21 protein-coding genes and 1 other RNA gene are annotated in these 19,876 nt (G+C 74.4%); 11 read left to right on the forward strand and 11 right to left on the reverse strand.

What is annotated here, in order from left to right:
* Nucleotides 1–96: 96 nt before the first annotated feature.
* From AB0A69_RS01685 to AB0A69_RS01700, 4 genes are all read left to right on the forward strand, one after another.
* On the forward strand, nucleotides 97–912 hold the full coding sequence (locus tag AB0A69_RS01685) for a Nif3-like dinuclear metal center hexameric protein (RefSeq protein WP_361414188.1): 816 nt from the start codon (nucleotides 97–99) through the stop codon (nucleotides 910–912).
* Nucleotides 909–1,652: a C4-type zinc ribbon domain-containing protein gene (locus tag AB0A69_RS01690; RefSeq protein ID WP_361415148.1), complete on the forward strand. Its 744-nt coding sequence runs from the start codon at nucleotides 909–911 to the stop codon at nucleotides 1,650–1,652. Before AB0A69_RS01685 ends, AB0A69_RS01690 begins: the two co-directional genes overlap by 4 nt.
* Nucleotides 1,652–2,920, forward strand: coding sequence for a bifunctional RNase H/acid phosphatase (locus AB0A69_RS01695; RefSeq protein ID WP_361414190.1), 1,269 nt, complete (start codon nucleotides 1,652–1,654; stop codon nucleotides 2,918–2,920). Before AB0A69_RS01690 ends, AB0A69_RS01695 begins: the two co-directional genes overlap by 1 nt.
* 175 nt (nucleotides 2,921–3,095) lie before the next feature.
* Entirely contained in the window at nucleotides 3,096–3,911 is an 816-nt protein-coding gene (locus AB0A69_RS01700) for a hypothetical protein (protein WP_361414192.1), read from the forward strand.
* On the opposite strand, the gene eda is transcribed toward AB0A69_RS01700, so the two are convergent.
* On the reverse strand, nucleotides 3,908–4,552 hold the full coding sequence (gene eda / locus AB0A69_RS01705; RefSeq protein ID WP_361414194.1) for a bifunctional 4-hydroxy-2-oxoglutarate aldolase/2-dehydro-3-deoxy-phosphogluconate aldolase: 645 nt from the start codon (nucleotides 4,550–4,552) through the stop codon (nucleotides 3,908–3,910). The two genes, AB0A69_RS01700 and eda, sit on opposite strands and share 4 nt — an antisense overlap.
* 96 nt (nucleotides 4,553–4,648) lie before the next feature.
* Nucleotides 4,649–5,431: a peroxide stress protein YaaA gene (gene yaaA, locus AB0A69_RS01710; RefSeq protein ID WP_361414196.1), complete on the reverse strand. Its 783-nt coding sequence runs from the start codon at nucleotides 5,429–5,431 to the stop codon at nucleotides 4,649–4,651.
* A gap of 294 nt (nucleotides 5,432–5,725) precedes the next feature.
* Between yaaA and AB0A69_RS01715 the strand changes: the two genes are divergently transcribed.
* Entirely contained in the window at nucleotides 5,726–7,174 is a 1,449-nt protein-coding gene (locus AB0A69_RS01715) for an RNB domain-containing ribonuclease (protein ID WP_361414198.1), read from the forward strand.
* Here the strand turns inward: AB0A69_RS01715 and AB0A69_RS01720 are convergent.
* On the reverse strand, nucleotides 7,125–7,736 hold the full coding sequence (locus tag AB0A69_RS01720) for a hypothetical protein (protein WP_361414200.1): 612 nt from the start codon (nucleotides 7,734–7,736) through the stop codon (nucleotides 7,125–7,127). The two genes, AB0A69_RS01715 and AB0A69_RS01720, sit on opposite strands and share 50 nt — an antisense overlap.
* Entirely contained in the window at nucleotides 7,733–8,509 is a 777-nt protein-coding gene (locus AB0A69_RS01725) for a MerR family transcriptional regulator (protein WP_361414202.1), read from the reverse strand. Before AB0A69_RS01725 ends, AB0A69_RS01720 begins: the two co-directional genes overlap by 4 nt.
* An 89-nt stretch (nucleotides 8,510–8,598) precedes the next feature.
* Here AB0A69_RS01725 and rnpB point away from each other — a divergent pair.
* An RNA gene (gene rnpB, locus AB0A69_RS01730) (RNase P RNA component class A) lies at nucleotides 8,599–8,996 on the forward strand.
* Between the two features lie 8 nt (nucleotides 8,997–9,004).
* On the opposite strand, the gene AB0A69_RS01735 is transcribed toward rnpB, so the two are convergent.
* The 3 genes from AB0A69_RS01735 to AB0A69_RS01745 form a co-directional block, all read right to left on the reverse strand.
* Complete coding sequence (locus AB0A69_RS01735) at nucleotides 9,005–9,301, reverse strand: DUF6087 family protein (protein ID WP_361414204.1); 297 nt, start codon at nucleotides 9,299–9,301, stop codon at nucleotides 9,005–9,007.
* Nucleotides 9,302–9,462: 161 nt separating this feature from the next.
* A complete protein-coding gene (locus AB0A69_RS01740; protein ID WP_361414206.1) occupies nucleotides 9,463–10,011 on the reverse strand; it encodes an excalibur calcium-binding domain-containing protein in 549 nt (182 codons plus the stop codon).
* Between the two features lie 108 nt (nucleotides 10,012–10,119).
* A complete protein-coding gene (locus tag AB0A69_RS01745; RefSeq protein ID WP_361414208.1) occupies nucleotides 10,120–10,506 on the reverse strand; it encodes a hypothetical protein in 387 nt (128 codons plus the stop codon).
* Between the two features lie 240 nt (nucleotides 10,507–10,746).
* Between AB0A69_RS01745 and AB0A69_RS01750 the strand changes: the two genes are divergently transcribed.
* Nucleotides 10,747–11,055 (forward strand): hypothetical protein, encoded by a 309-nt coding sequence (locus tag AB0A69_RS01750; protein ID WP_361414210.1) that lies wholly within the window; start codon nucleotides 10,747–10,749, stop codon nucleotides 11,053–11,055.
* Between the two features lie 8 nt (nucleotides 11,056–11,063).
* On the opposite strand, the gene AB0A69_RS01755 is transcribed toward AB0A69_RS01750, so the two are convergent.
* The gene (locus tag AB0A69_RS01755; protein ID WP_361414212.1) at nucleotides 11,064–11,945 is read right to left on the reverse strand and encodes a PhzF family phenazine biosynthesis isomerase; all 882 of its coding nucleotides are present in this window, start codon (nucleotides 11,943–11,945) and stop codon (nucleotides 11,064–11,066) included.
* Nucleotides 11,946–11,988: 43 nt separating this feature from the next.
* Entirely contained in the window at nucleotides 11,989–12,747 is a 759-nt protein-coding gene (locus AB0A69_RS01760; RefSeq protein WP_361414214.1) for an SDR family oxidoreductase, read from the reverse strand.
* A gap of 96 nt (nucleotides 12,748–12,843) precedes the next feature.
* Between AB0A69_RS01760 and AB0A69_RS01765 the strand changes: the two genes are divergently transcribed.
* Both AB0A69_RS01765 and AB0A69_RS01770 read left to right on the forward strand, forming a co-directional pair.
* Complete coding sequence (locus AB0A69_RS01765; RefSeq protein WP_361414216.1) at nucleotides 12,844–14,457, forward strand: alkaline phosphatase D family protein; 1,614 nt, start codon at nucleotides 12,844–12,846, stop codon at nucleotides 14,455–14,457.
* A gap of 127 nt (nucleotides 14,458–14,584) precedes the next feature.
* On the forward strand, nucleotides 14,585–15,865 hold the full coding sequence (locus AB0A69_RS01770; RefSeq protein WP_361414218.1) for a Bcr/CflA family multidrug efflux MFS transporter: 1,281 nt from the start codon (nucleotides 14,585–14,587) through the stop codon (nucleotides 15,863–15,865).
* Nucleotides 15,866–15,869: 4 nt separating this feature from the next.
* Here AB0A69_RS01770 and AB0A69_RS01775 read toward each other — a convergent pair whose 3' ends face one another.
* Nucleotides 15,870–17,195 carry a hypothetical protein gene (locus AB0A69_RS01775; RefSeq protein WP_361414220.1) on the reverse strand — a complete coding sequence of 442 codons (1,326 nt, stop codon included), beginning with the start codon at nucleotides 17,193–17,195 and terminating at the stop codon, nucleotides 15,870–15,872.
* A 175-nt stretch (nucleotides 17,196–17,370) separates the two neighbouring features.
* Between AB0A69_RS01775 and AB0A69_RS01780 the strand changes: the two genes are divergently transcribed.
* The gene (locus AB0A69_RS01780; RefSeq protein ID WP_361415149.1) at nucleotides 17,371–18,339 is read left to right on the forward strand and encodes a small ribosomal subunit Rsm22 family protein; all 969 of its coding nucleotides are present in this window, start codon (nucleotides 17,371–17,373) and stop codon (nucleotides 18,337–18,339) included.
* Nucleotides 18,340–18,468: 129 nt separating this feature from the next.
* Entirely contained in the window at nucleotides 18,469–18,954 is a 486-nt protein-coding gene (locus AB0A69_RS01785) for a hypothetical protein (protein WP_361414222.1), read from the forward strand.
* A gap of 74 nt (nucleotides 18,955–19,028) precedes the next feature.
* Here AB0A69_RS01785 and ddaH read toward each other — a convergent pair whose 3' ends face one another.
* Complete coding sequence (gene ddaH / locus AB0A69_RS01790) at nucleotides 19,029–19,871, reverse strand: dimethylargininase (RefSeq protein ID WP_361414224.1); 843 nt, start codon at nucleotides 19,869–19,871, stop codon at nucleotides 19,029–19,031.
* Nucleotides 19,872–19,876 lie beyond the last annotated feature (5 nt).

The following is a 19,876-nucleotide window of genomic DNA, read 5'->3' on the forward strand; positions in this document are numbered from 1 at the left end:
GCGGCGCGGCGGCCGCAGGGGGCGCCGCTGCACGGGCGAGCGGGGTTGTCCACAGGCCAGGGCGGCGGGGCGTGCCGGGCAGGTAGCCTTTCCTACGTGCCCCGTCTGTCTGAAGTCATCGCCGAGCTCGACGCCCTCTGGCCCCCCGAGCGGGCCGAGCAGTGGGACGCCGTCGGCACGGTCTGCGGCGACCCCGACGCCGAGGTCACGCGCGTCCTGATCGCCGTCGACCCCGTCCAGCCGATCGCCGACGAGGCGCTCGCCCTCGGCGCGGACCTGATCATCACGCACCACCCCCTCTACCTGCGCGGTACGACGACGGTCGCGGCCGGCCACTTCAAGGGCCGCGTCGTCCACACGCTCATCAAGAACGACATCGCGCTGCACGTCGCGCACACCAACGCCGACACCGCCGAGCCCGGCGTCTCCGACGCCCTCGCCGGCGCGCTCGACCTCCGCGTCACCGGGCCGCTCGTCCCCGAGACCGGCCTCGGCCGGATCTGCGAGGTCGACCCGCCCGAGACCCTGCGCGACTTCGCGGCCCGCGCCGCCAAGCGGCTCCCCGCCACCGCGCAGGGCATCCGCGTCGCCGGCGACCTCGACGCCCTCGTCCGTACCGTCGCCGTCAGCGGCGGCTCCGGCGACAGCCTCTTCGACGCCGTACGGGCCGCCGGGGTCGACGCGTTCCTCACCGCCGACCTGCGCCACCACCCGGCCTCCGAGGCCACGCAGCACACGCCGCTCGGGCTGGTCGACGCCGCCCACTGGGCCACCGAATGGCCCTGGTGCGAGCTGGCCGCCGCCCAGCTCGACGAGATTTCCGACCGCCACGGCTGGGACCTGCGGGTCCACGTCTCCAAGACGGTCACCGACCCCTGGTCCCACCACTCTTCCTCTGGAGCCCCCAACTGAACGCCGCGCCCGCCGACCAGATCCGCCTCCTCGACGTCCAGGCCCTCGACACGCGCCTGTCGCAGATCGCCCACAAGCGGGAGTCGCTGCCCGAGCACGCCGAGATCGAGTCGCTGACCAAGGACCTCACCCAGCTGCGTGACCTGCTCGTCGCCGCGCAGACGGAGGAGAGCGACTGCGCCCGCGAGCAGACCAAGGCGGAGCAGGACGTCGACCAGGTGCGCCAGCGCGCCGTCCGGAACCAGCAGCGGCTGGACTCCGGCGCCATCACCTCCCCCAAGGACCTGGAGAACCTCCAGAAGGAGATCGTCTCCCTCGCCAAGCGCCAGGCCGACCTGGAGGACGTCGTCCTCGAGGTCATGGAGCGCCGCGAGTCCGCCCACGAGCGGGTCGCCGAGCTCACCGAGCGGGTCGGCTCCGTGCAGGGCAAGGCCGACGACGCGACCGCGCGGCGCGACGCGGCGCTGCAGGAGCTGGACGGCGAGGCCGCGTCCGTCGCCAAGGAGCGCGAGGTCGTGGCCGCGTCCGTGCCCGCCGACCTGATGAAGCTCTACCAGAAGATCCGCGAGCAGCAGGGCGGCGTCGGCGCGGCCCGCCTGTACCAGCGCCGCTGCGAGGGCTGCCACATCGAGCTCAACATCACCGAGGTGAACGAGGTGCGGGCCGCCGCCCCGGACACCGTCCTGCGGTGCGAGAACTGCCGCCGCATCCTGGTCCGCACGGCGGAGTCCGGCGTCTGATGCCCGCCGCCGAGCTGCGCGAGCTGATCGTCGAGGCGGACGGCGGCTCCCGGGGCAACCCGGGTCCGGCCGGGTACGGGGCGGTCGTCCTGGACCCGGTGTCCGGGGAACCCCTGGTCGAGACCGCCGAGTACATCGGCGTCGCCACGAACAACGTCGCGGAGTACCGCGGCCTGGTGGCCGGGCTCAAGGCGGCGCGGGAGCTGGCGCCCGACGCGAAGATCCGCGTACGGATGGACTCCAAGCTCGTCGTGGAGCAGATGTCCGGCCGCTGGAAGATCAAGCACCCGGACATGAAGCCGCTCGCGGCGGAGGCCGCCCGCGTCTTCCCCGCGTCCCAGGTGACGTACGAGTGGATCCCGCGCGAGAAGAACAAGCACGCGGACCGGCTCGCGAACGAGGCGATGGACGCGGGCAAGCGCGGCAAGCAGTGGCAGCCGTCGGCGTCGGTCGCCGCCCTCGACGCGGGCGCGGCCCGCGTGGTCGGCGACGCGACGGCCGGCGCGGCGAAGGCGCGGGCGGCACTGGCCGGCGTCTCGGCGGTGCCCGCCCAGCCGACGAGCGTCTCGGCGGTGGCGACGGCGGCCGCCGCGGAGGCCGCGGCGCACTCCACGCCCCCGGTCGGCTGGGCGGCGTCCGCGGACCTCGGCGCACCGGCCACCTTCGTGCTCCTGCGCCACGGCGAGACGGCGCTCACCCCCGAGAAGCGCTTCTCGGGCAGCGGCGGCAGCGATCCGGAGCTCTCGGCGGTGGGCCTGCGCCAGGCCGAGGCGGTCGCCTCCGCGCTGGCGGCGCGCGGCACGATCCAGGACATCGTCTCGTCGCCGCTGCAGCGCTGCCGCCAGACGGCCGCGGCGGTCGCGGCGCGGCTGGGCCTGGACGTCCGCGTCGAGGACGGCCTGCGCGAGACGGACTTCGGCGCCTGGGAGGGCCTCACCTTCGCGGAGGTCCGCGAGCGGTACCCCGACGACCTGGACGCCTGGCTGTCCTCCGCCAAGTCGGCCCCCACGGGCGGCGAGTCCTTCGCGGCGACGGCACGCCGGGTCGCGGCGGCCCGCGACGAGCTGACGGCCCGCTACGCGGGCCGCACGGTCCTGCTGGTCACGCACGTCACCCCGATCAAGACCCTCATCCGCCTGGCCCTGGGCGCCCCGCCGGAGTCCCTGTTCCGCATGGAACTCTCGGCGGCGTCGCTCTCGGCGGTGGCGTACTACAAGGACGGCAACGCCTCGGTCCGGCTGCTGAACGACACGTCGCACCTGCGCTGACCCGCCCCGAAACCGGGGCCCGGGGCGGAGCCCCCGGGCCCCCGGTTCCGGGACCCGCTCCACCCCGCCCGACCTCCGCTGCACATGGTCCGACCTGCGCAAACGGCTAAGATCGCGAAGAATGCCGGACAACTGAGAAGGAATGTGGCCTGTGCAGGCAAAGGGGAGGGGCATCGTGCTGGCAGCCGCGGGGGCGGCGCTCACGATGGTGCTGACGGGATGCGGTGGCGACGCAGGTCAGGGCAAGGGCGGTTCCGACCGCGCCGGTGGCGGGAGCCGGAGTGACGACGACAGCAGGCGGACCGATCCGCGTGCCGTGCTGATGGCCGCGGCCGAGAAGATGGACGCCCAGCCGTCGTACAAGACGATCCAGACGGGCCATGGCCCTGACGACCCGGGCAGCCGGTCCGAGATGCTCTTCCAGCGGAAGCCCTCGGCCACGGACATGAAGACGAAGTCGGCCACGGGGTCGCAACACATGATCTTCGCGGGCGGCAACGTCTACGTGAAGACGGACGCGATCCCCGGCAAGAGCTGGTACACCATGGACCTCGGCGGTGCCGACGACGGCGACGCGGGGCAGTCCCGTGCGGCGGGCTACATCACCGAGTTCGCGGGCGCGCTCGCCGCGACCGACTCCACCGCGTGGGTCGCCGAGGAGAAGGTGGCCGGCCGCCCCGCCGACCACTACCGCGGCACGGTCGTGCTCGACCGGCTCGCCTCGTACGACGGCCCCGCCATGAAGAAGGACGTCCGCGACTCCTACGTCCAACTCGCCAAGAAGCAAGGCATGAAGTCGGTCGTCATCGACATGTGGGTCGGCAAGGACGACCTCGTCCTCAAGGCCCAGGAATCCGGCACGACCCCCAAGGGACAGCAGCAGCTCACCGAGGAGTACTCCGACTTCGGCGCCGTCCCGACGGTCACCGCGCCCCCGGCGAAGACGGTCGCCACCTGGGACGAGTTCGTCGCCGGCATGGGCAAGTCCTAGCCCAAGGACATATCCCGCAGCGACGACGCCTCGCGCGCCAGGGACTCCACCCGCGGCCAGTCCCGGGCCGCGAGGGCGTCCGGCGGCAGCATCCAGCTGCCGCCGACGCAGGCGACGTTCGGCAGGGCGAGGTAGGCGGGTGCCGAGGCGGCCGAGATGCCGCCCGTCGGGCAGAAGCGCGCCCCCGGCAACGGGCCGGCCAGCGACCGCAGGTACGCCGTGCCGCCCGCCGCCTCCGCGGGGAAGAACTTCATGGCGCCGACCCCGCGCTCCAGCAGCGCGACGACCTCCGAGGCCGTCGACACCCCCGGCAGGTACGGCACGCCGGACGCCTCCATCGCGCCCAGCAGGCCGTCCGTCCAGCCCGGGCTCACCAGGAACCGTGCCCCCGCCGCGACCGCGTCCGCCACGCCGCGCGCCGAGAGCACCGTGCCCGCGCCGACCACCGCGTCCGGTACGCCGTCGGCGATGGCCCGGATGGCGTCGAGCGCCGCCGGTGTACGCAGCGTCACCTCGATCGCCGTCAGCCCGCCCGCGACCAGAGCGCGCGCCAGCGGTACGGCGTCAGCGGCGTCGTCGAGGACGACGACGGGTACGACGGTGGCGGCAGCGGCCAGGTCCAGCACGGAAGGCGGGGTCATCCCGGCATCCTCCCGAGGGCCGGCGCATTCCGCAACGAACGTTGCACACAGCGCAACAGCGCAACAGCGCTACAGCGCAACAGCGCTACAGCGCGCTCAGTGGATCTCGTCCACCAGCACGTCCAGCTGCCACGCCTTCCCCGCCTTCGCCGGGGCCTCCGCCTCCACCACGTACCCCAGGTCCCGCAGCGCCTCCACGAGCTCGGCCGGTGAGCCGGGCGCGGCCCCGTTCTCCAGGAGGCTCCGTACGATCCGGCCCTTCGTCGCCTTGTTGAAGTGGCTCACCACCTTGCGCGTCGGCGCGTGCAGCACCCGCACCGTCGCCGTGCGCCCCGCGACCTCGCCCTTCGGCTTCCACGCCGCCGCGTACGCCGCCGACCGCAGGTCCAGGACCAGCCCGTCCCCGGCGGTCTCGGGCATCACCGCGGCCATGGGCGTACGCCAGTACGCGCCCAGCGCGCCGAGCCCCGGCAGCTTCACGCCCATCGAGCAGCGGTACGACGGGATCCGGTCGTCCACGCGCACCGCGCCCCACAGCCCCGAGAACACCAGCAGCCACTCCCGTGCCCGCTCGCGCGCCGCCCCGTCGAGCGTGGCCAGGCCCAGCGCGTCGTACAGCACGCCCGTGTAGATCTCCCCGGCCGGTCGCGCCCCCGCCGTCCGCAGCCCGGTGTTCTTGGCGACCTCGCCGCGCAGCCCCTCGCTGAGCCCGAGCACCTCGCGGGCCTTGTCCTCGTCGGCCGCGCACAGCTCCACCAGCTCGTCCAGCACGGCGGCCCGCGCCCCGGCGAGCCCCGGCAGCGACAGGGCGCCCGGCTCCAGCGGCGCTCCGCTCCCCGAAGCGGCCTTGCCCTCGGAGGGCGGCAACAGCACGAGCACGGTGGTTCTCCTTCGTCACGTACGAAAAGGGGGTGCGGCCCCCGCGCCAGCGTACGAGACGACGGCGCGGGGCCGCCGACGTGCCGCATGCCGCCCCCGCCCCCGCGGGCCGCCGACGTGCCGCATGCCGCCCCGCCCCCGCCCCGCGGGCCACCGAGGTGCCGCGGGCCGCTGATGCGCCGCAAGGCGCCGACGTGCCGCCCCCGCCCCGCGGGCCACCGAGGTGCCGCGGGCCGCTGATGCGCCGCAAGGCGCCGACGTGCCGCCCCCCGCCTCGCGGCCTACGCTCGGTCCATGCCCCGCCGCCAGATCCGCGTCACCGGCGCCGCCGAGGCTCCCCTCCGGGCCGCGCTGGGGGCGCTGCGCGCCCGGCTCGACGTCCCCGGCGCCTTCCCGGCCCCCGTCCTCGCCGAGGCCGAGGCCGCCGCCAAGGCGCCGCGCCTGCCGGCCCGGGACGCGACCGACATCCCGTTCTTCACGGTCGACCCGCCCGGCTCCACCGACCTCGACCAGGCCATGCACCTCGCCCACCGGCCCGACGGCGGCTACCGCGTCCACTACGCCATCGCCGACGTCGCCGCCTTCGTCACCCCCGGCGGCGCGCTCGACGCCGAAGCCCACCGCCGCGTGCTCACCCTCTACTTCCCCGACGCCCGCGTCCCGCTCCATCCCCCCGTCCTCTCCGAGGGCGCCGCCAGCCTCCTCCCGGGCCGCCCGGTCCCCGCCCTCCTCTGGCGCATCGACCTCGACGCGTACGGCCACCCCGTCGCCACCGACGTCGAGCGCGCCCTCGTCCGCAGCCGCGCCCGCCTCGGCTACGCCGAGGTCCAGGAGCAGATCGACACCGGCACCGCCGAGGAGCCCATCGCCCTCCTGCGCGACATCGGGATCCTGCGCGAACGCCTGGAGGCCGAGCGCGGCGGGATCTCCCTCAACGTCCCCGAGCAGGAGGTCACCCGGAGCGACCGGGACGGGACCTACAGCCTGGAGTACCGCGCCCCGCGCCCCGCCGACGGCTGGAACGCCCAGATCTCCCTCCTCACCGGCATGGCCGCCGCCGACCTCATGACCGCCGCCGGCACCGGCATCCTGCGCACCCTGCCCACCGCGCCCTCCGGCGCCGTGGCCCGGCTGCGGCACTCGGCGAAGGCGCTGGGCATCGCGTGGCCGCACCACGTCTCGTACGCCGCCCTCGTCCGCTCGCTCGACCCGCGCGACCCCCGTCACGCCGCCTTCCTCCAGGACTGCACCACGCTCCTGCGCGGCGCCGGCTACACCGTCTTCGACGGCGGGAAGCTGCCGGAGCCGGCCGTCCACGCCGCCGTCGCCGACGCGTACACGCACTGCACCGCGCCGCTGCGCCGGCTCGTCGACCGCTACGCCGGCGAGCTCTGCCTCGCGGCCGCCGCGGGCCGTGAGCCCCCCGAGTGGGTACGCGCCGCCCTGCCCGCGCTCCCGGACGAGATGGCCGCGGGCACGCGCCGGGCGGGCACCGTCGAGCGGGAGTGCGTCGACCTCGTCGAGGCGGCCCTGCTCCAGGACCACGTCGGCGAGGTCTTCGACGCGTACGTCGTCGACGTCCACGACCGGGACCCGGCCGTCGGCACGGTCCACCTCCAGGACCCGGCGGTCGTCGCCCGCGTCGAAGGCGGCACGCGCCCCCTCCCGCTGGGCGAGCGGCTGCGCGTACGGCTCACCCAGGCCGACCCGGGCCGGGCGAAAGCGCTGTTCGCGCCCGCCTGACCGCGGCCACCAGCGCCCGCGCGTCGTCCGCGTGGCAGCGCACCGTACGCACCGGGTACCGCCCGCCCAGCAGCCGTACGGCGGTGACGGGCTCGGCCAGCTCGATCGTGACGGATGTCTGCGACGCGACCGCCAGCTGGAGTGCCCCCTCCTCCTTCGGGTGCGAGAAGAGCAGCTCATGCCGTACGGACGCGATGCGCTCCAGCGGTATCACCACGTCCACGTGCCCCGCCTGCCGTACCCGTAGCGCGTCGCGGGTCAGCACGTGCGGCCGGGTCGCCGACGCGGCGTGCAGCCCCAGCACGAACAGCACGGTGTACACGTCCAGCACCAGGAACACCTGGTGGACCACCGGCCAGGGCGCCAGCAGGCAGGCCATGCCCACCGTCTCGACGGCGCACACGAAGGCGAAGCCGTACATGTACGCCGCCTGGTCCCGCGCGTGCCCGAAGACGCCCAGGACGTCCGCCCCGCCGACCCCGTCCGGCCGCCTGGCCACCCACCGCGCGAGGCTCGCCAGGAGCCGCGCCTCATGCCGGACGAGCGCCACCACAGGCCTCACCGCCCCTGCTCCCTGACGATCCGCAGCGCCCGCCGGAGGGCCTCGGCCTGCGCGGGCGCGAAGTCCGCGAAGAACACGTCCATGAGCGCCCGGTCCTCGGTCTCCGCCGCCTCCGGCACCATCCCGTCCGGCAGCAGCCCGGCCAGCGCCCGCGCGGCCTCCTCCACCCGTACGTCATCGGGCGCGGCGTCCGCGAGCGCGTCCAGCCGCTCGTACACCTCGTACGCCCGGTCCATCGCCCCCGGCGCCAGCGTCACCGCCCGCATGGCCTCCACCAGCCGTTCCCCCTCCTCTCCGGGCGCCACGCTCTCCAGCAGCGCCAGCACCTCGCGGTCCCGCGCGGCCATCGCGGGCTCGGGCCCGGGCCGCGCGGCGGAGGCCCGGGCCATGTCCCCGAACAGCTCCGCGAGCCCCGGCGACACCGGCCCCTCGACCGGCAGCCGCCCCGCCCGCGCCCGCCCCAGCAGCACCCGCAGCCGCTCCCGCCGCGCCCCGATCTCCGCCTGCTGCCGTGCCAGGTCGGCGTCCAGCTCCTCCAGTACGTCGAGGAGCTCACGCCCCGCGTCGTCGGCGAGCACGTCCCGCACCTCCTCCAGCCCGAGCCCGAGCTCGGTCAGCCGCCTGATCCGCGCGAGCAGCACGGCGTCGCGCAGCCCGTACTGGCGGTAGCCGTTGGCCCGCCGCGGGGGCTCGGGCAGCAGCCCCAGGTGGTGGTAGTGCCGCACCGCACGCGTGGTGATCCCGACGAGGGCGGCGATCTCTCCGATTCGCATGGGGCCAGTACAAACGTTGACGCTGCGGCAAGGTCAAGGCGTCCGGTCCCGGCGTCGCGGCAGCCGGGTACCATGGTCGACACGGCAGACGAGCCGGGCGGACGGCCGCGTGGGGATCCTGGATCCCCCCGAGGAACGTCCGGGCTCCACAGGGCAGGGTGGTGGCTAACGGCCACCCGGGGTGACCCGCGGGACAGTGCCACAGAAAACAGACCGCCGGGGACCTCGGTCCTCGGTAAGGGTGAAACGGTGGTGTAAGAGACCACCAGCGCCTGGGGTGACCCAGGCGGCTAGGTAAACCCCACCTGGAGCAAGGTCAAAAGGAGACACCCCGGTGTCTCTGCGCGGACGTTCGAGGGCTGCCCGCCCGAGTCCGCGGGTAGACCGCACGAGGCCGGCGGCAACGCCGGTCCTAGATGGATGGCCGTCGCCCCGACGACCGCGAGGTCCCGGGGCACAGAACCCGGCGTACAGCCCGACTCGTCTGCCCCACACCTACCGCGGAGCCTGCGGCTTCCGGTGCCTCCCGGTCCCGGGCCCGAGCTTCGGCGTCGGCGCCTCGACAGGCGCCGTCTCGGCGTCGGGGAACAGCACCCGCTTCGCCTCCGCGAGGTCGGTCGCGAAACCGTGGGGCTCCCACATGTGCCCGTTCCACCGCTGGATCGCACGCGGTGCGTCGGGGTTCAGATGCGACCCACGGGGCCCGTCGCCGCTCACGAGCGGCACGGCGCGGAGCTGTCCGATCCGCGCGTCGCGGCGCTCGGCCCACTGGGACAGCGGTTCATCGTCCATGCGCCGGAGGGTAGTGCTCGGACGAGCCGGTGCTCCCGGCGCAGCGGGAGGCTTCCCTCGATCCGGTACGGGTGGGGCCCTTCGGTGACGCGAGCCGTACCGTGCCGGGGGTACGAACGACGAAGCCCCCGCCAGGGGCGGGGGCTTGCCGGGGCCGGGGGCTAGCGGTCGCAGGCGATGCCGTCGCCGTCCCGGTCGAGGCCCTTGCGGTAGCCGGGTTCACCGCTGCGGATGGGTGCCACGCCGGCGGCCTTGGCCGCGTCACAGTTCTTGTAGTAGGCGCTGCCGCCCCCGCCGGAGCCGGTCGAGCCGCCGGACGACGAGGAGCCGCCGGACGACGAGGAGTCCGAGTCGTCGCCGGTGCTGGGCGGCGGCGTCGTCGGGTCGGGATGCAGTTCGGTGTGCTCGTCCGTCGGGCACGCGGTACCGGGGGCGGTCAGCTTGAGGTACGCCGTGGTCGTCTTCGGGGACTCGATCTCCTTGCCCTCCTCGGGCTCCTGGAAGCAGACCTTCCAGTCGTCCACGGAGGCGGGGAGCGTGACGTCGGTGTACGCGCTCTGCGGCTCGATCTCCTCGAAGCCGATCGGCTTGAGCGTCTCGGACGCCTTCGTGAACGTCAGGCCGACGACCTTCGGCATCTTCGGGAACGGGATCGGCTCGCCGTCCTTCGCGGGGCACGGCCACTCCACGCGGACCACGCCGAAGTCCAAGGTGGGCTTGCCGGACTTCTTCGCCGCCGGAGTCTGGAAGCAGACGCGCCAGTTGTCGTCGTCCCACTGGCCGGCGTCCTTGTCCGAGGCGTCGTGCGAGACGGAGTCCTACCCGGCGGCGTCTGCCGCGGCGCGGGCGTCCTTGAGGTTCTTGCCGACGTAACTGGGCGGTCCCGCCGGGCTCGGAGTGGTGCCGGGTGCCGGAGTCGTCGGCGCCGTGCTCCTGGTCGCGGCGGGTTTCGCGTCGGCCTGCGGCTCCTTCGGCGGGTCGCTGAGGACGATCGCCAGGAACCACACGCCGGAGAGCGCCGTGGCGACGATCTTCTTCGTACGGCTCCAGCCGCTGAGCCAGGCGAGCGCGATGCCACCCGGCGGGATGAGGACCAAGGCTGTGATGATGAGCGCGGGGTGCTGCCACCAGCGGCGGACCGGCGAAGGCGCATACGGATACGGCGGGGGCTGCTGCGGGTAGCCGGGCGGCGGCGGTGGCGTCATCGGGGCTCCAGGGGCGGTGAACTGAGAGCCGCTCAAACTACACAGGACGTTCACAGTTGGAGGGGGGATTCCACAGATTGGGCTTCCACGACCTCATGGGTGTCCGGTGTCCCGTTCGGCGCAACTCGTCCGCCGTCCCTCGTCCGCAGCCCCTCCGCTGCGCTGCCGCACGCCGTACTCAGGCCCGGCTGGGTACGCGTACTCATTCGCCGTGGGCGGTACGGCGGCACGGTGGGACGCATGAGCGAAGCATCCGTGTCCCGGCCCCGGCCCGGGATGCGCAATCTCGGGCTCTTCCTGGCCGCGCTGCCCTTCAACGTGCTGATCTGCGGGTACGCGTTCCTCGACGTCGGCATGAACGAATGGGCGGCGGCCGTCGGCGGGGGCGGGCGGGTCGAGCCGCCGGTGGAGGACCTGCTCGTCTGCGCGGGGCTGACCGTCGCGCTGGGGGTGTTGCTGTGGCTGGGCAAGGGGCGCGTCGCCGCGTTGCTCCAGGTCCTGCCGCTGCTCTTCGTCGTGATGCTCATCGGGGGGTGGCAGCCCTCCTGAGGCACCTGCTACCCGATGATCCGCGCTCCCGCGCCGCTCACGCGGACACGGTCCTCGCCCGCGCGCAGTTCGACGGTCAGGACGCCCGGGCGGCCCATGTCCTCGCCCTGGTGGAGCGTGAGCACCGCCGCCTCGGGCACCAGGCCCACCTCGCGGGCGTACGCGCCGAAGGCGGCCGCCGCCGCGCCCGTCGCCGGGTCCTCGACGACGCCGCCCACCGGGAACGGGTCGCGGACGTGGAACACCGTCGGCGAGGCGCGCCACACCAGTTGGACCGTCGTCAGGTCCAGGCGGCGCATCAGCGTCGCGAGACGGTCGAAGTCGTACGCCAGGTCCGCCAGGCGGGCCCGGGTCGCGGCGGCCAACACCAGGTGGCGGGCGCCCGCGAAGGCGATCCGGGGCGGCAGGGCGGCGGCCAGTTCGGCGGGTGACCAGCCGAGCGCCTCCAGCGCCTCGCGGACGTCGGCCGGCGAGACCTCCTCGACGCGCGGCTCCACGCTGGTGAGCGTGGCCCGCAGGGCCCCGCGGTCCTCGGTCACCGTCACCGGCACGGTCCCGACGGGCGTGGCGAACGCCAGGTCCCCGGGCCCCAGGCGCTCGCCGAGCGCGACGGCCGTCGCGACGGTGGCGTGCCCGCAGAACGGCACCTCCGCCTTGGGGCTGAAGTAGCGGATGGTGAACGCCCGCCCCGCGCCGGCTCCGTCGAGCTCCTCCGGCGGCGGCGTCAGGAACGCGGTCTCGCTGTACCCGAGCTCGGCGGCGATCGCCAGCATGTCCGCGTCACCGAGCCCGGCGGCGTCGAGGACCACCCCGGCCGGGTTGCCCCCCTCGGGGTCGGCGGAGAACGCCGTGTAGCGCAGGACCTCGGCGGAGCGCGAAGTGATCGTCATGTCCGTCCCAACGCGACCGTCACCTGCGCTTGTTCCCCGGACCCTAGCCGCGGCCGATGTACGGCATCGCCGTGGCCATGACCGTCGCGAACTGGACGTTCGCCTCCAGCGGCAGCGCCGCCATGTGCGCCACCGTCCGGGCCACGTCCGCCGCGTCCATCACCGGCTCGGGGGCCAGGGTGCCGTTCGCCTGGAGGATGCCGGCCTGCATGCGCTCGGTCATCTCCGTCGCCGCGTTGCCGATGTCGATCTGGCCGCAGGCGATGCGGTACGGGCGGCCGTCCAGCGAGAGCGACTTCGTCAGGCCCGTCATGGCGTGCTTGGTCGCCGTGTACGCGATCGAGTGCGGGCGCGGCACGTGCGCCGAGATGGAGCCGTTGTTGATGATCCGGCCGCCCTGCGGCGACTGCTCCTTCATCTGGCGGTACGCCGCCTGGGCGCACAGGAACGCGCCCGTCAGGTTGACGTCGACGACCGACCGCCACGTGTCGTGGTCCAGGTCCTCGACCGGCGTGCCGCCGCCCGCGAAGCTGCCCGCGTTGTTGAAGAGCAGGTCGACGCGGCCGTACCGGTCGCGTACGGCGGCGAAGAGGGCAGCCACCGCGTCGGGGGAGGTGACATCCGTCGGGACACACAGCACCTCCGCCCCCTCGCCCGCGCGTGCCGCCGTCTCCTCCAGGGGCTCGGCCCGTCGGCCCGCCAGCGCCAGCGACCAGCCGTCCTCCGCCAGCGCCAGCGCCACGCTCCGGCCGATGCCCGAGCCCGCGCCCGTCACCACCGCGATCCTCCGTACAGCGTTCATGGGGCCGCAGCGTACGGGAGGGTCCGGCACCTGGAACTCATATGGCCGACATGTGGATGTTGTGGACGCGACAACCAGGCCCGGTGCACTGAGCGCATGACCGCCGAACTGCGCGCCGCCGCCCGCCACGTCGACCGCCGCCGCTTCCTCACCGTCACCGGGGCCGCCGCCGCCCTCGCCTTCGCCGTGAACCTGCCGGCCGCGGGCGCGGCGAGCGCCGCCGAGCTCGACGCCCGGAAGATCACCGAGGACCCCTTCACGCTCGGCGTCGCCTCCGGCGACCCCCTGCCCGGCTCCGTCCTGCTGTGGACGCGCCTCGCGCCCAGCCCGTACGAACCCGGCGGCGGCCTGCCGCGCGCCCGCGTCCAGGTGCGCTGGGAGCTCGCACACGACGAGGCGTTCACCCGGATCGCCAGACGCGGCCACGCCACCGCGCACCCGGAGTTCGACCACACCGTGCACGTCGAGGCGGGCGGCCTCGCTCCCGGGCGCCCGTACTACTACCGTTTCCGCGCCGGGGCCTGGCTGAGCCCCGTCGGCCGCACCAGGACCGCGCCGCACGCCGCCGCCCGCGTCGGGGAGCTGCGGCTCGCGGCCGCGTCCTGCCAGGCCTACCACGACGGGTACTTCACGGCGTACCGGCATCTCGCGGAAGAGGACGTCCACGCCGTCTTCCACCTCGGGGACTACCTGTACGAGTACGCCGTCGACGCGGCGGGCGGCCACCGCCGCTACACCGACCGGCAGCTGCCCGCGCACTTCAACCGGGAGACGGTGACCCTGGAGGACTACCGCCTGCGGTACGCCCTCTACAAGACGGACGGGGACCTGAAGGCCGCGCACGCCGCGCACCCCTTCGTCGTCACCTGGGACGACCACGAGACCGAGAACAACTACGCGGGCGGCACCCCCGAGAACGACGTACCGCCGGAGGAGTTCCTGCTGCGCCGGGCCGCCGCCTACCGCGCGTACTGGGAGAACCAGCCCCTGCGCACCCCGCAGCGGCCGACCGGGGCCGACATGCGGCTGTACCGGCGGCTGCGCTTCGGTGACCTCGCGCAGTTCGACATCCTCGACACCCGCCAGTACCGCTCCGACCAGGCCTACGGCGACGGCTGGCAGACCCCCGGCCCGGAGTCGGAGGACCCCGCCCGTACCATGACCGGCGCCGAGCAGGAGCGCTGGCTCCTCGACGGCTGGAAGGACTCCGGCGCCATCTGGAACGTGGTGCCGCAGCAGGTCACCTTCGCCCGGCGGCGCAACGTCCCCGGGCCCGACTTCAAGCTGTCCATGGACGCCTGGGACGGCTACCCCGCCTCCCGCAAGCGCATCCTCGACGGGGCCCAGGCGGCCGGGGTGGAGAACCTCGTCGTGCTGACGGGCGACGTGCACGTCGGGTACGCCTTCGACCTCAAGGCCGACTTCGACGACCCCGCCTCCCGCACGGTCGGCACCGAGCTCGTCGCCACCTCCGTCAGCAGCGGCCGGGACGGCGCCGACAAGCCCGCCAACTGGGACAACCTCACCCGCGCCAACCCGCACCTGCGGTTCTACAACGGCCGCCGCGGCTACCTCAGGGTCACGCTCACGCCCGGACACGCCCGCGCCGACTTCCGTACCGTCTCCGCGGTGACGACCCCGGGCGCCTCCGTCACCACCGCCGCGTCGTTCGTGACGGAGTCGGGGAATCCGGGCCTCCGGCCGGTATGACCCCGGCCGGTATGACCCCGGCGGGGGCCGCCCCCGGCGGGGGCCCGCCTCCAGCTCTTGAGGTTTCAACCATTGCCGTCGACCTGCGAGCATGGGCGCTGAGCCAGCCCGCGAACGAGGAGACGTGATGCCGGAGAGCGGCCCCAGCCACATACGCACCGAAGGCGCCGAGACCACGGCACCGACGAGAGGGGGAGTCACGGCCGCCGCGCGCCGCGCGAGCCTCCTCGTCACGCTCGTCCTCGGCGGGCTCACCGCCCTGCCGCCGCTCTCCATGGACATGTACCTCCCGGCCCTGCCGGAGGTCACCAAGGCCCTGGGCGCGCCCGCCGCCACCGTGCAGCTCACCCTCACCGCCTGTCTCGCCGGCCTCGCGCTCGGCCAGCTCGTCGCCGGTCCCATGAGCGACAAGTGGGGCCGCCGCCGCCCGCTGCTCATCGGCATGATCGTGTACGTCGCCGCCACCGCCGTCTGCGCCTTCGCGCCCGGCATCGAGCTGCTCATCGCCTTCCGGCTGCTCCAGGGCCTCGCCGGCGCGGCCGGCATCGTGATCGCCCGGGCGGTGGTGCGGGACCTGTACGACGGGGTCGAGATGGCCCGGTTCTTCTCCACGCTCATGCTGATCTCCGGCGCCGCGCCGATCATCGCCCCGCTGATCGGCGGGCAGGTGCTGCGGCTCACCGACTGGCGCGGCGTCTTCCACGTCCTGACCGCCGTCGGGGTGCTGCTCACGCTCGTGGTGTGGAAGTGGCTGGGCGAGACGCTGCCCCCGGAGCGGCGGCACGGCGGTGGCGTCGGCGAGGCGCTGCGCACCATGCGCGGGCTGCTCGCCGACCGGGTCTTCACCGGCTACATGCTGGCCGGATCGCTCTCCTTCGCCGCGCTGTTCGCGTACATCTCGGCCTCGCCCTTCGTCGTCCAGGACCTCTACGGGGCGTCCCCGCAGACCTTCAGCCTCCTCTTCGGGCTCAACTCCGTCGGCCTCGTCGCGGTCGGGCAGATCAACGGCAAGTTGCTGGTGGGCCGGGTCAGCATGGACAAGGTGCTGGCCTTCGGCCTCTCGGTGCTCACGCTGGCCGCCCTCGCCCTGCTCCTCATGACCAGCGGCGTCTTCGGGCCCGTCGGCCTGGTGCCGGTCGCCGCCGGGCTGTTCGTCCTGATGTCGGCGATGGGCCTGGCCATGCCCAACACCAACTCCCAGGCGCTGATGCGCACCCCGCACGCCGCGGGCTCCGCCTCCGCGCTGCTCGGTACGTCGTCGTTCCTGATCGGCGCGGTCGCCTCCCCGCTGGTCGGCATCGCCGGGGAGCGGACGGCCGTTCCGATGGCCGTGGTGCAGCTGGTGTGCGCGGTCGGCGCGGTGGGCTGCTTCCTGCTGCTGTGCCGCCCCGGGCGCAAGGAGACCTGAGGCCTTACCCCTTCTCCGCGTACGCGACGAGGTGCACCCGGTCCGCCGGGTCCGTCCAGCGGAACAGTCCCACGCCCGCCACCTCCGCCTCCGGCAGCCGTACGTTCGGCGGGAGCGCCTGGGGCACCCCGGTGGCCAGGTCGATCCGGACCGGGTTGCCGCCGCCCGCCAGGGCGTCGGACGGGCTGCGCGCGCTGCCCGCGCCGTAGACCACGCCGTCGTCGGTGACCGTGGTGAGGGTGAGCGGGCTGGTGCCGTCGGGGTTCTCGAAGCAGCGGCCGGTGCGGGCGTCCAGGTCGAAGGCGAGGCTTCCGGCGGCCAGGTACCGCGCGCCGGGCGAGGTCACGGCCCTCGGGTGCTCGCCCGGTTCGATCGCGGGCTTGCGGCACTCCGTCTGCACCAGCGGCGCGCCGGTGGTCACGTCGTGCACGGCCCAGAGCTCGTGCGTGGCCGCCCGCCGGGCGCCCTTCTTGTGCTGCCAGCGGGCCAGGACGTGCCCCGGGGTCAGCGAGGTCGGCACCCCGCTCGCCGGGTCGGCGCCCGAGGGGGCGTGGCCGCGGCTCGCCCAGCCGCCGCGCACCCAGAAGCTCCGGGCGCCGCTGACCAGCAGGCCCTTGGGGGTCATCCCCCGCACCTCGGTGAGGGTGCGGCACTCCGGGCAGCCCTTCGGATACCCGAGCGCCTCCGGCGCGACGGTGGTGACCTCGCCGGTGTCCGGCGCGACGACCGTGCTCCTCGCCTTGCCGTCGCTGACGACGACACCCGGCCCGGTGGCGGTCACTATCGGCGCGTCCGGCCACGGCACCTCCACCCGCCGCCGGGCGCCGTCGGCGGCGTCGTATACGTCGAGGGAGACGAAGCTGCTCGCCGGCGTCAGCGGGTCGCCGCGGAGCGAGCCGTACGACCAGGCCACGACGTACCGCCGGCCGTCCTTGGCGAGGGACAGCAGACGCGGTACGTCGCCGGGGCCGCCCAGCGGGTGCCACGGGCGGCCCGTCCAGCGGGGCCGGCCGGTCGTGGCGTCGACGGTGCGCAGGCGGTACCGCGCCTCGCCCACCGGCTCCAGGTAGGCGACCAGGCCGGTGGCGGGGTCCACGACGTACCCGGCGGAGACGTCGGGGAGCTCCCAGCCGCGGTGGGTGTCGTACGCGGCGGGGACGGTCAACCGGGTGACGGGGGCGGCCGGGGCGGCGCTGCCGGTGGCGGTCCGGGCCGGCTTCGGGGTGCCCTTCGGGTCGTCGGCGCCGCCACCGCAGGTGGCGAGGAGGAGGAGCAGGGCCAGGACGGTCACACCGGCCACCAGGGCCATGCGCACGATCCTCTGTCTCATGGTCCCCCCGTGAGCCCGCCCACCCGGATCAGGGCGGCCAGCCTAGCAACGCGGGGCACCTCCGGGGGCCGCCTACGATGGGTCGGTGAACGTCTCCCCGTCCCCCTCCGACTCCGTCTCGGCCTCCGTTCCGGCTTCCGTTCCGGTCTCCGCATCGGCCTCCGTCTCGGGCGCCCTGCGCGACGCGCTGGCCGGGCTGCTCGACGGGCTCCCGCCGACGAAGGCCGCGCAGGCCGTCGAGCGGCTCATCGCCAGCTACCGGGGGACGACCCCGACCGACGCGCCCGTGCTGCGCGACCGGTCCGACGTGGTCGCGTACGCCGCCTACCGCATGCCCGCGACGTTCGAGGCGGTGCGCTCCGCGCTGGACGCGCTGCGGGACGCGGCCCCGGAGTGGGTGCCGGGCACGCACACCGACATCGGCGGCGGTACGGGCGCGGCGAGCTGGGCCGTCGCGGAGGCGTGGGACTCGGCGGCGCGGACCACGGTGCTGGACTGGGCCGAGCCGGCGCTGGCGCTGGGGCGCGAGCTGGCCGCCGCGTCCGGGGTGCCGGGGCTGGCGGGCGCGGCGTGGCGGCGCGCCCGGATCAGCGGGGCGCTCCGCGTGGAGAGCGGCGATCTCGTCACCGTCTCGTACGTCCTCAAGGAGCTCACCGAGGCCGACCGGGCGGCCGTCGTCACCGAGGCGGCCCGTGCCGCCCAGGCCGTCGTGATCGTCGAACCGGGCACCCCGGACGGCTACGCCCGGATCATCGCGGCGCGCGATCTGCTGGTCGCCGCCGGGCTGCGTATCGCCGCGCCCTGCCCGCACAGCGCCGCCTGCCCCATCGAACCGGGCACCGACTGGTGCCACTTCGCGGCGCGCGTCAGCCGCTCGTCGCTCCACCGCCAGGTGAAGGGCGGGTCGTTGGCGTACGAGGACGAGAAGTTCTCCTACGTCGTGGCGACCCGCTTCCCCGTCGTCCCGGCGCCCGCGCGCGTCACCCGCAAGCCGCAGATCCGCAAGGGGCAGGTGCTGCTCGACCTCTGCACCGAGGACGACGGGCTGCGGCGCGACACGGTCACCAAGCGGCACGGCGCGCTCTACAAGGCGGCGCGGGACGCGGCGTGGGGCGACGCGTGGCCCCCGCCCCCGCACGAGTGAGCCGACCCTCCGATGAGGTGACAAGCGGCAACCGCCCGGGTGAGGGGGCGCCCCCGCCGGTTGCCGGGCGGCCGGGGCCGGGTTGAGCTGGGGTCGCTGCCGTCCCCTCACCTCATCTCAGGAGGCCCCATGCTCCGCGCCCTCGCCACCGCCGCGCTCGCCGCCGCCGCCCTCGGTCTCACCGCCGCCACTCCGGCGGCGTCGGCGCCCGTACCGGCCAAGGACGAGACGAAAGTGCTCGACTGGCTGGCGGTGAAGCAGTCGGACACCAAGCCGTTCGGCCCGCTGCTGCGCCCGGGCGCGGACTGGACCGTCTTCGCGCATCTGCACGAGAACGACAAGGGCAAGCCCGGCAAGAAGATCGGCGACGCCACCGCGCAGTGCACCGCCATCAAGGTGGACCGCAAGGGGTACGTGACGCAGTGCCAGCGCGTCCTGCGCACCGACAAGGGCAGCATCACCCTCACCGACATCATCGACCGCTATGGCCGGGGCCCGCACGGCGGCGACTCGGCGATCACCGGCGGCAGTGGTGAGTACGGGGACGCCGAGGGCAAGGCCGAGGTCGTCCTCCACGGCCACCACGCCTTCTTCAAGCTGACGTTGGAGGACTGACCCGGCGGTGCGGACCCGGTCCGGGCGGGAGTCCCCGCGCCCGGACCGGGTCCGTCCGTTCCCGGCTCGCGCCCCTACTCCCGCAGCTCCTGCGTGCAGCACTTCACGCTGCCGCCGCTCTTGAGCAGCTCGCCCAGGTCCATGCCGATCGGCTCGAAGCCGCGCTCCCGCAGCGGCCGGAAGAGCCCCACCGCCGCCTGGGGGAGCAGCACGTGCCTGCCGTCGCTCACGGCGTTCAGCCCGAAGGCCGCCGCGTCCTCCTCCTCGGCGATCAGCGCGTCGGGGAAGAGCCGCCGGAGCACCGCGCGGCTGCCCGGGGAGAAGGCGCCGGGGTAGTACATGATCTCGTCGCGCGCCTCGTCCAGGACGCACAGCGCCGTGTCGAGGTGGTAGTAGCGGGGGTTCACCAGCTCCAGGCCGATCACCGGGCGGCCGAAGAACTCCTGCGCCTCGTCGTGCGAGAGCGGGCTGGAGCGGAAGCCGCGCCCGGCCAGGAGGTACGTGGAGGTGACGGCGAAGTCGCCCTCGCCCTCGTTGATGTGGTCGGGTTCGTGGATGTCGGTGAAGCCGTGCGCCAGGAACCAGGCGCGGTGCACCGCGGCCTCGGGTACGCGCTCGGCGTGGGCGAACCTGGCCAGCAGCACCCGCCCGTCGATGACGGTGGCGCCGTTGGCGGCGAACACCATGTCGGGCAGGTCGGGGCGGGGTTCCAGCTGCTCGACGGTGTGGCCGAGGGAGCGGTAGCGGTCGCGCAGGTCTTCCCATTGGGTGAGGGCGAGCGGCAGGTCGACCGGTTTCGCCGGGTCCATCCACGGGTTGATGGAGTAGGTCACCCTGAAGTGCGCGGGTGGGCACATCAGGTAGCGGCGGGGTGTTGCGTCACGAGGCAAGGAAGGCTCCTCACGGACGGCTGGCATCGCAC

It is taken from the genome of Streptomyces sp. NPDC045431, from assembly GCF_040646655.1.
GTDB lineage: Bacteria > Actinomycetota > Actinomycetes > Streptomycetales > Streptomycetaceae > Streptomyces.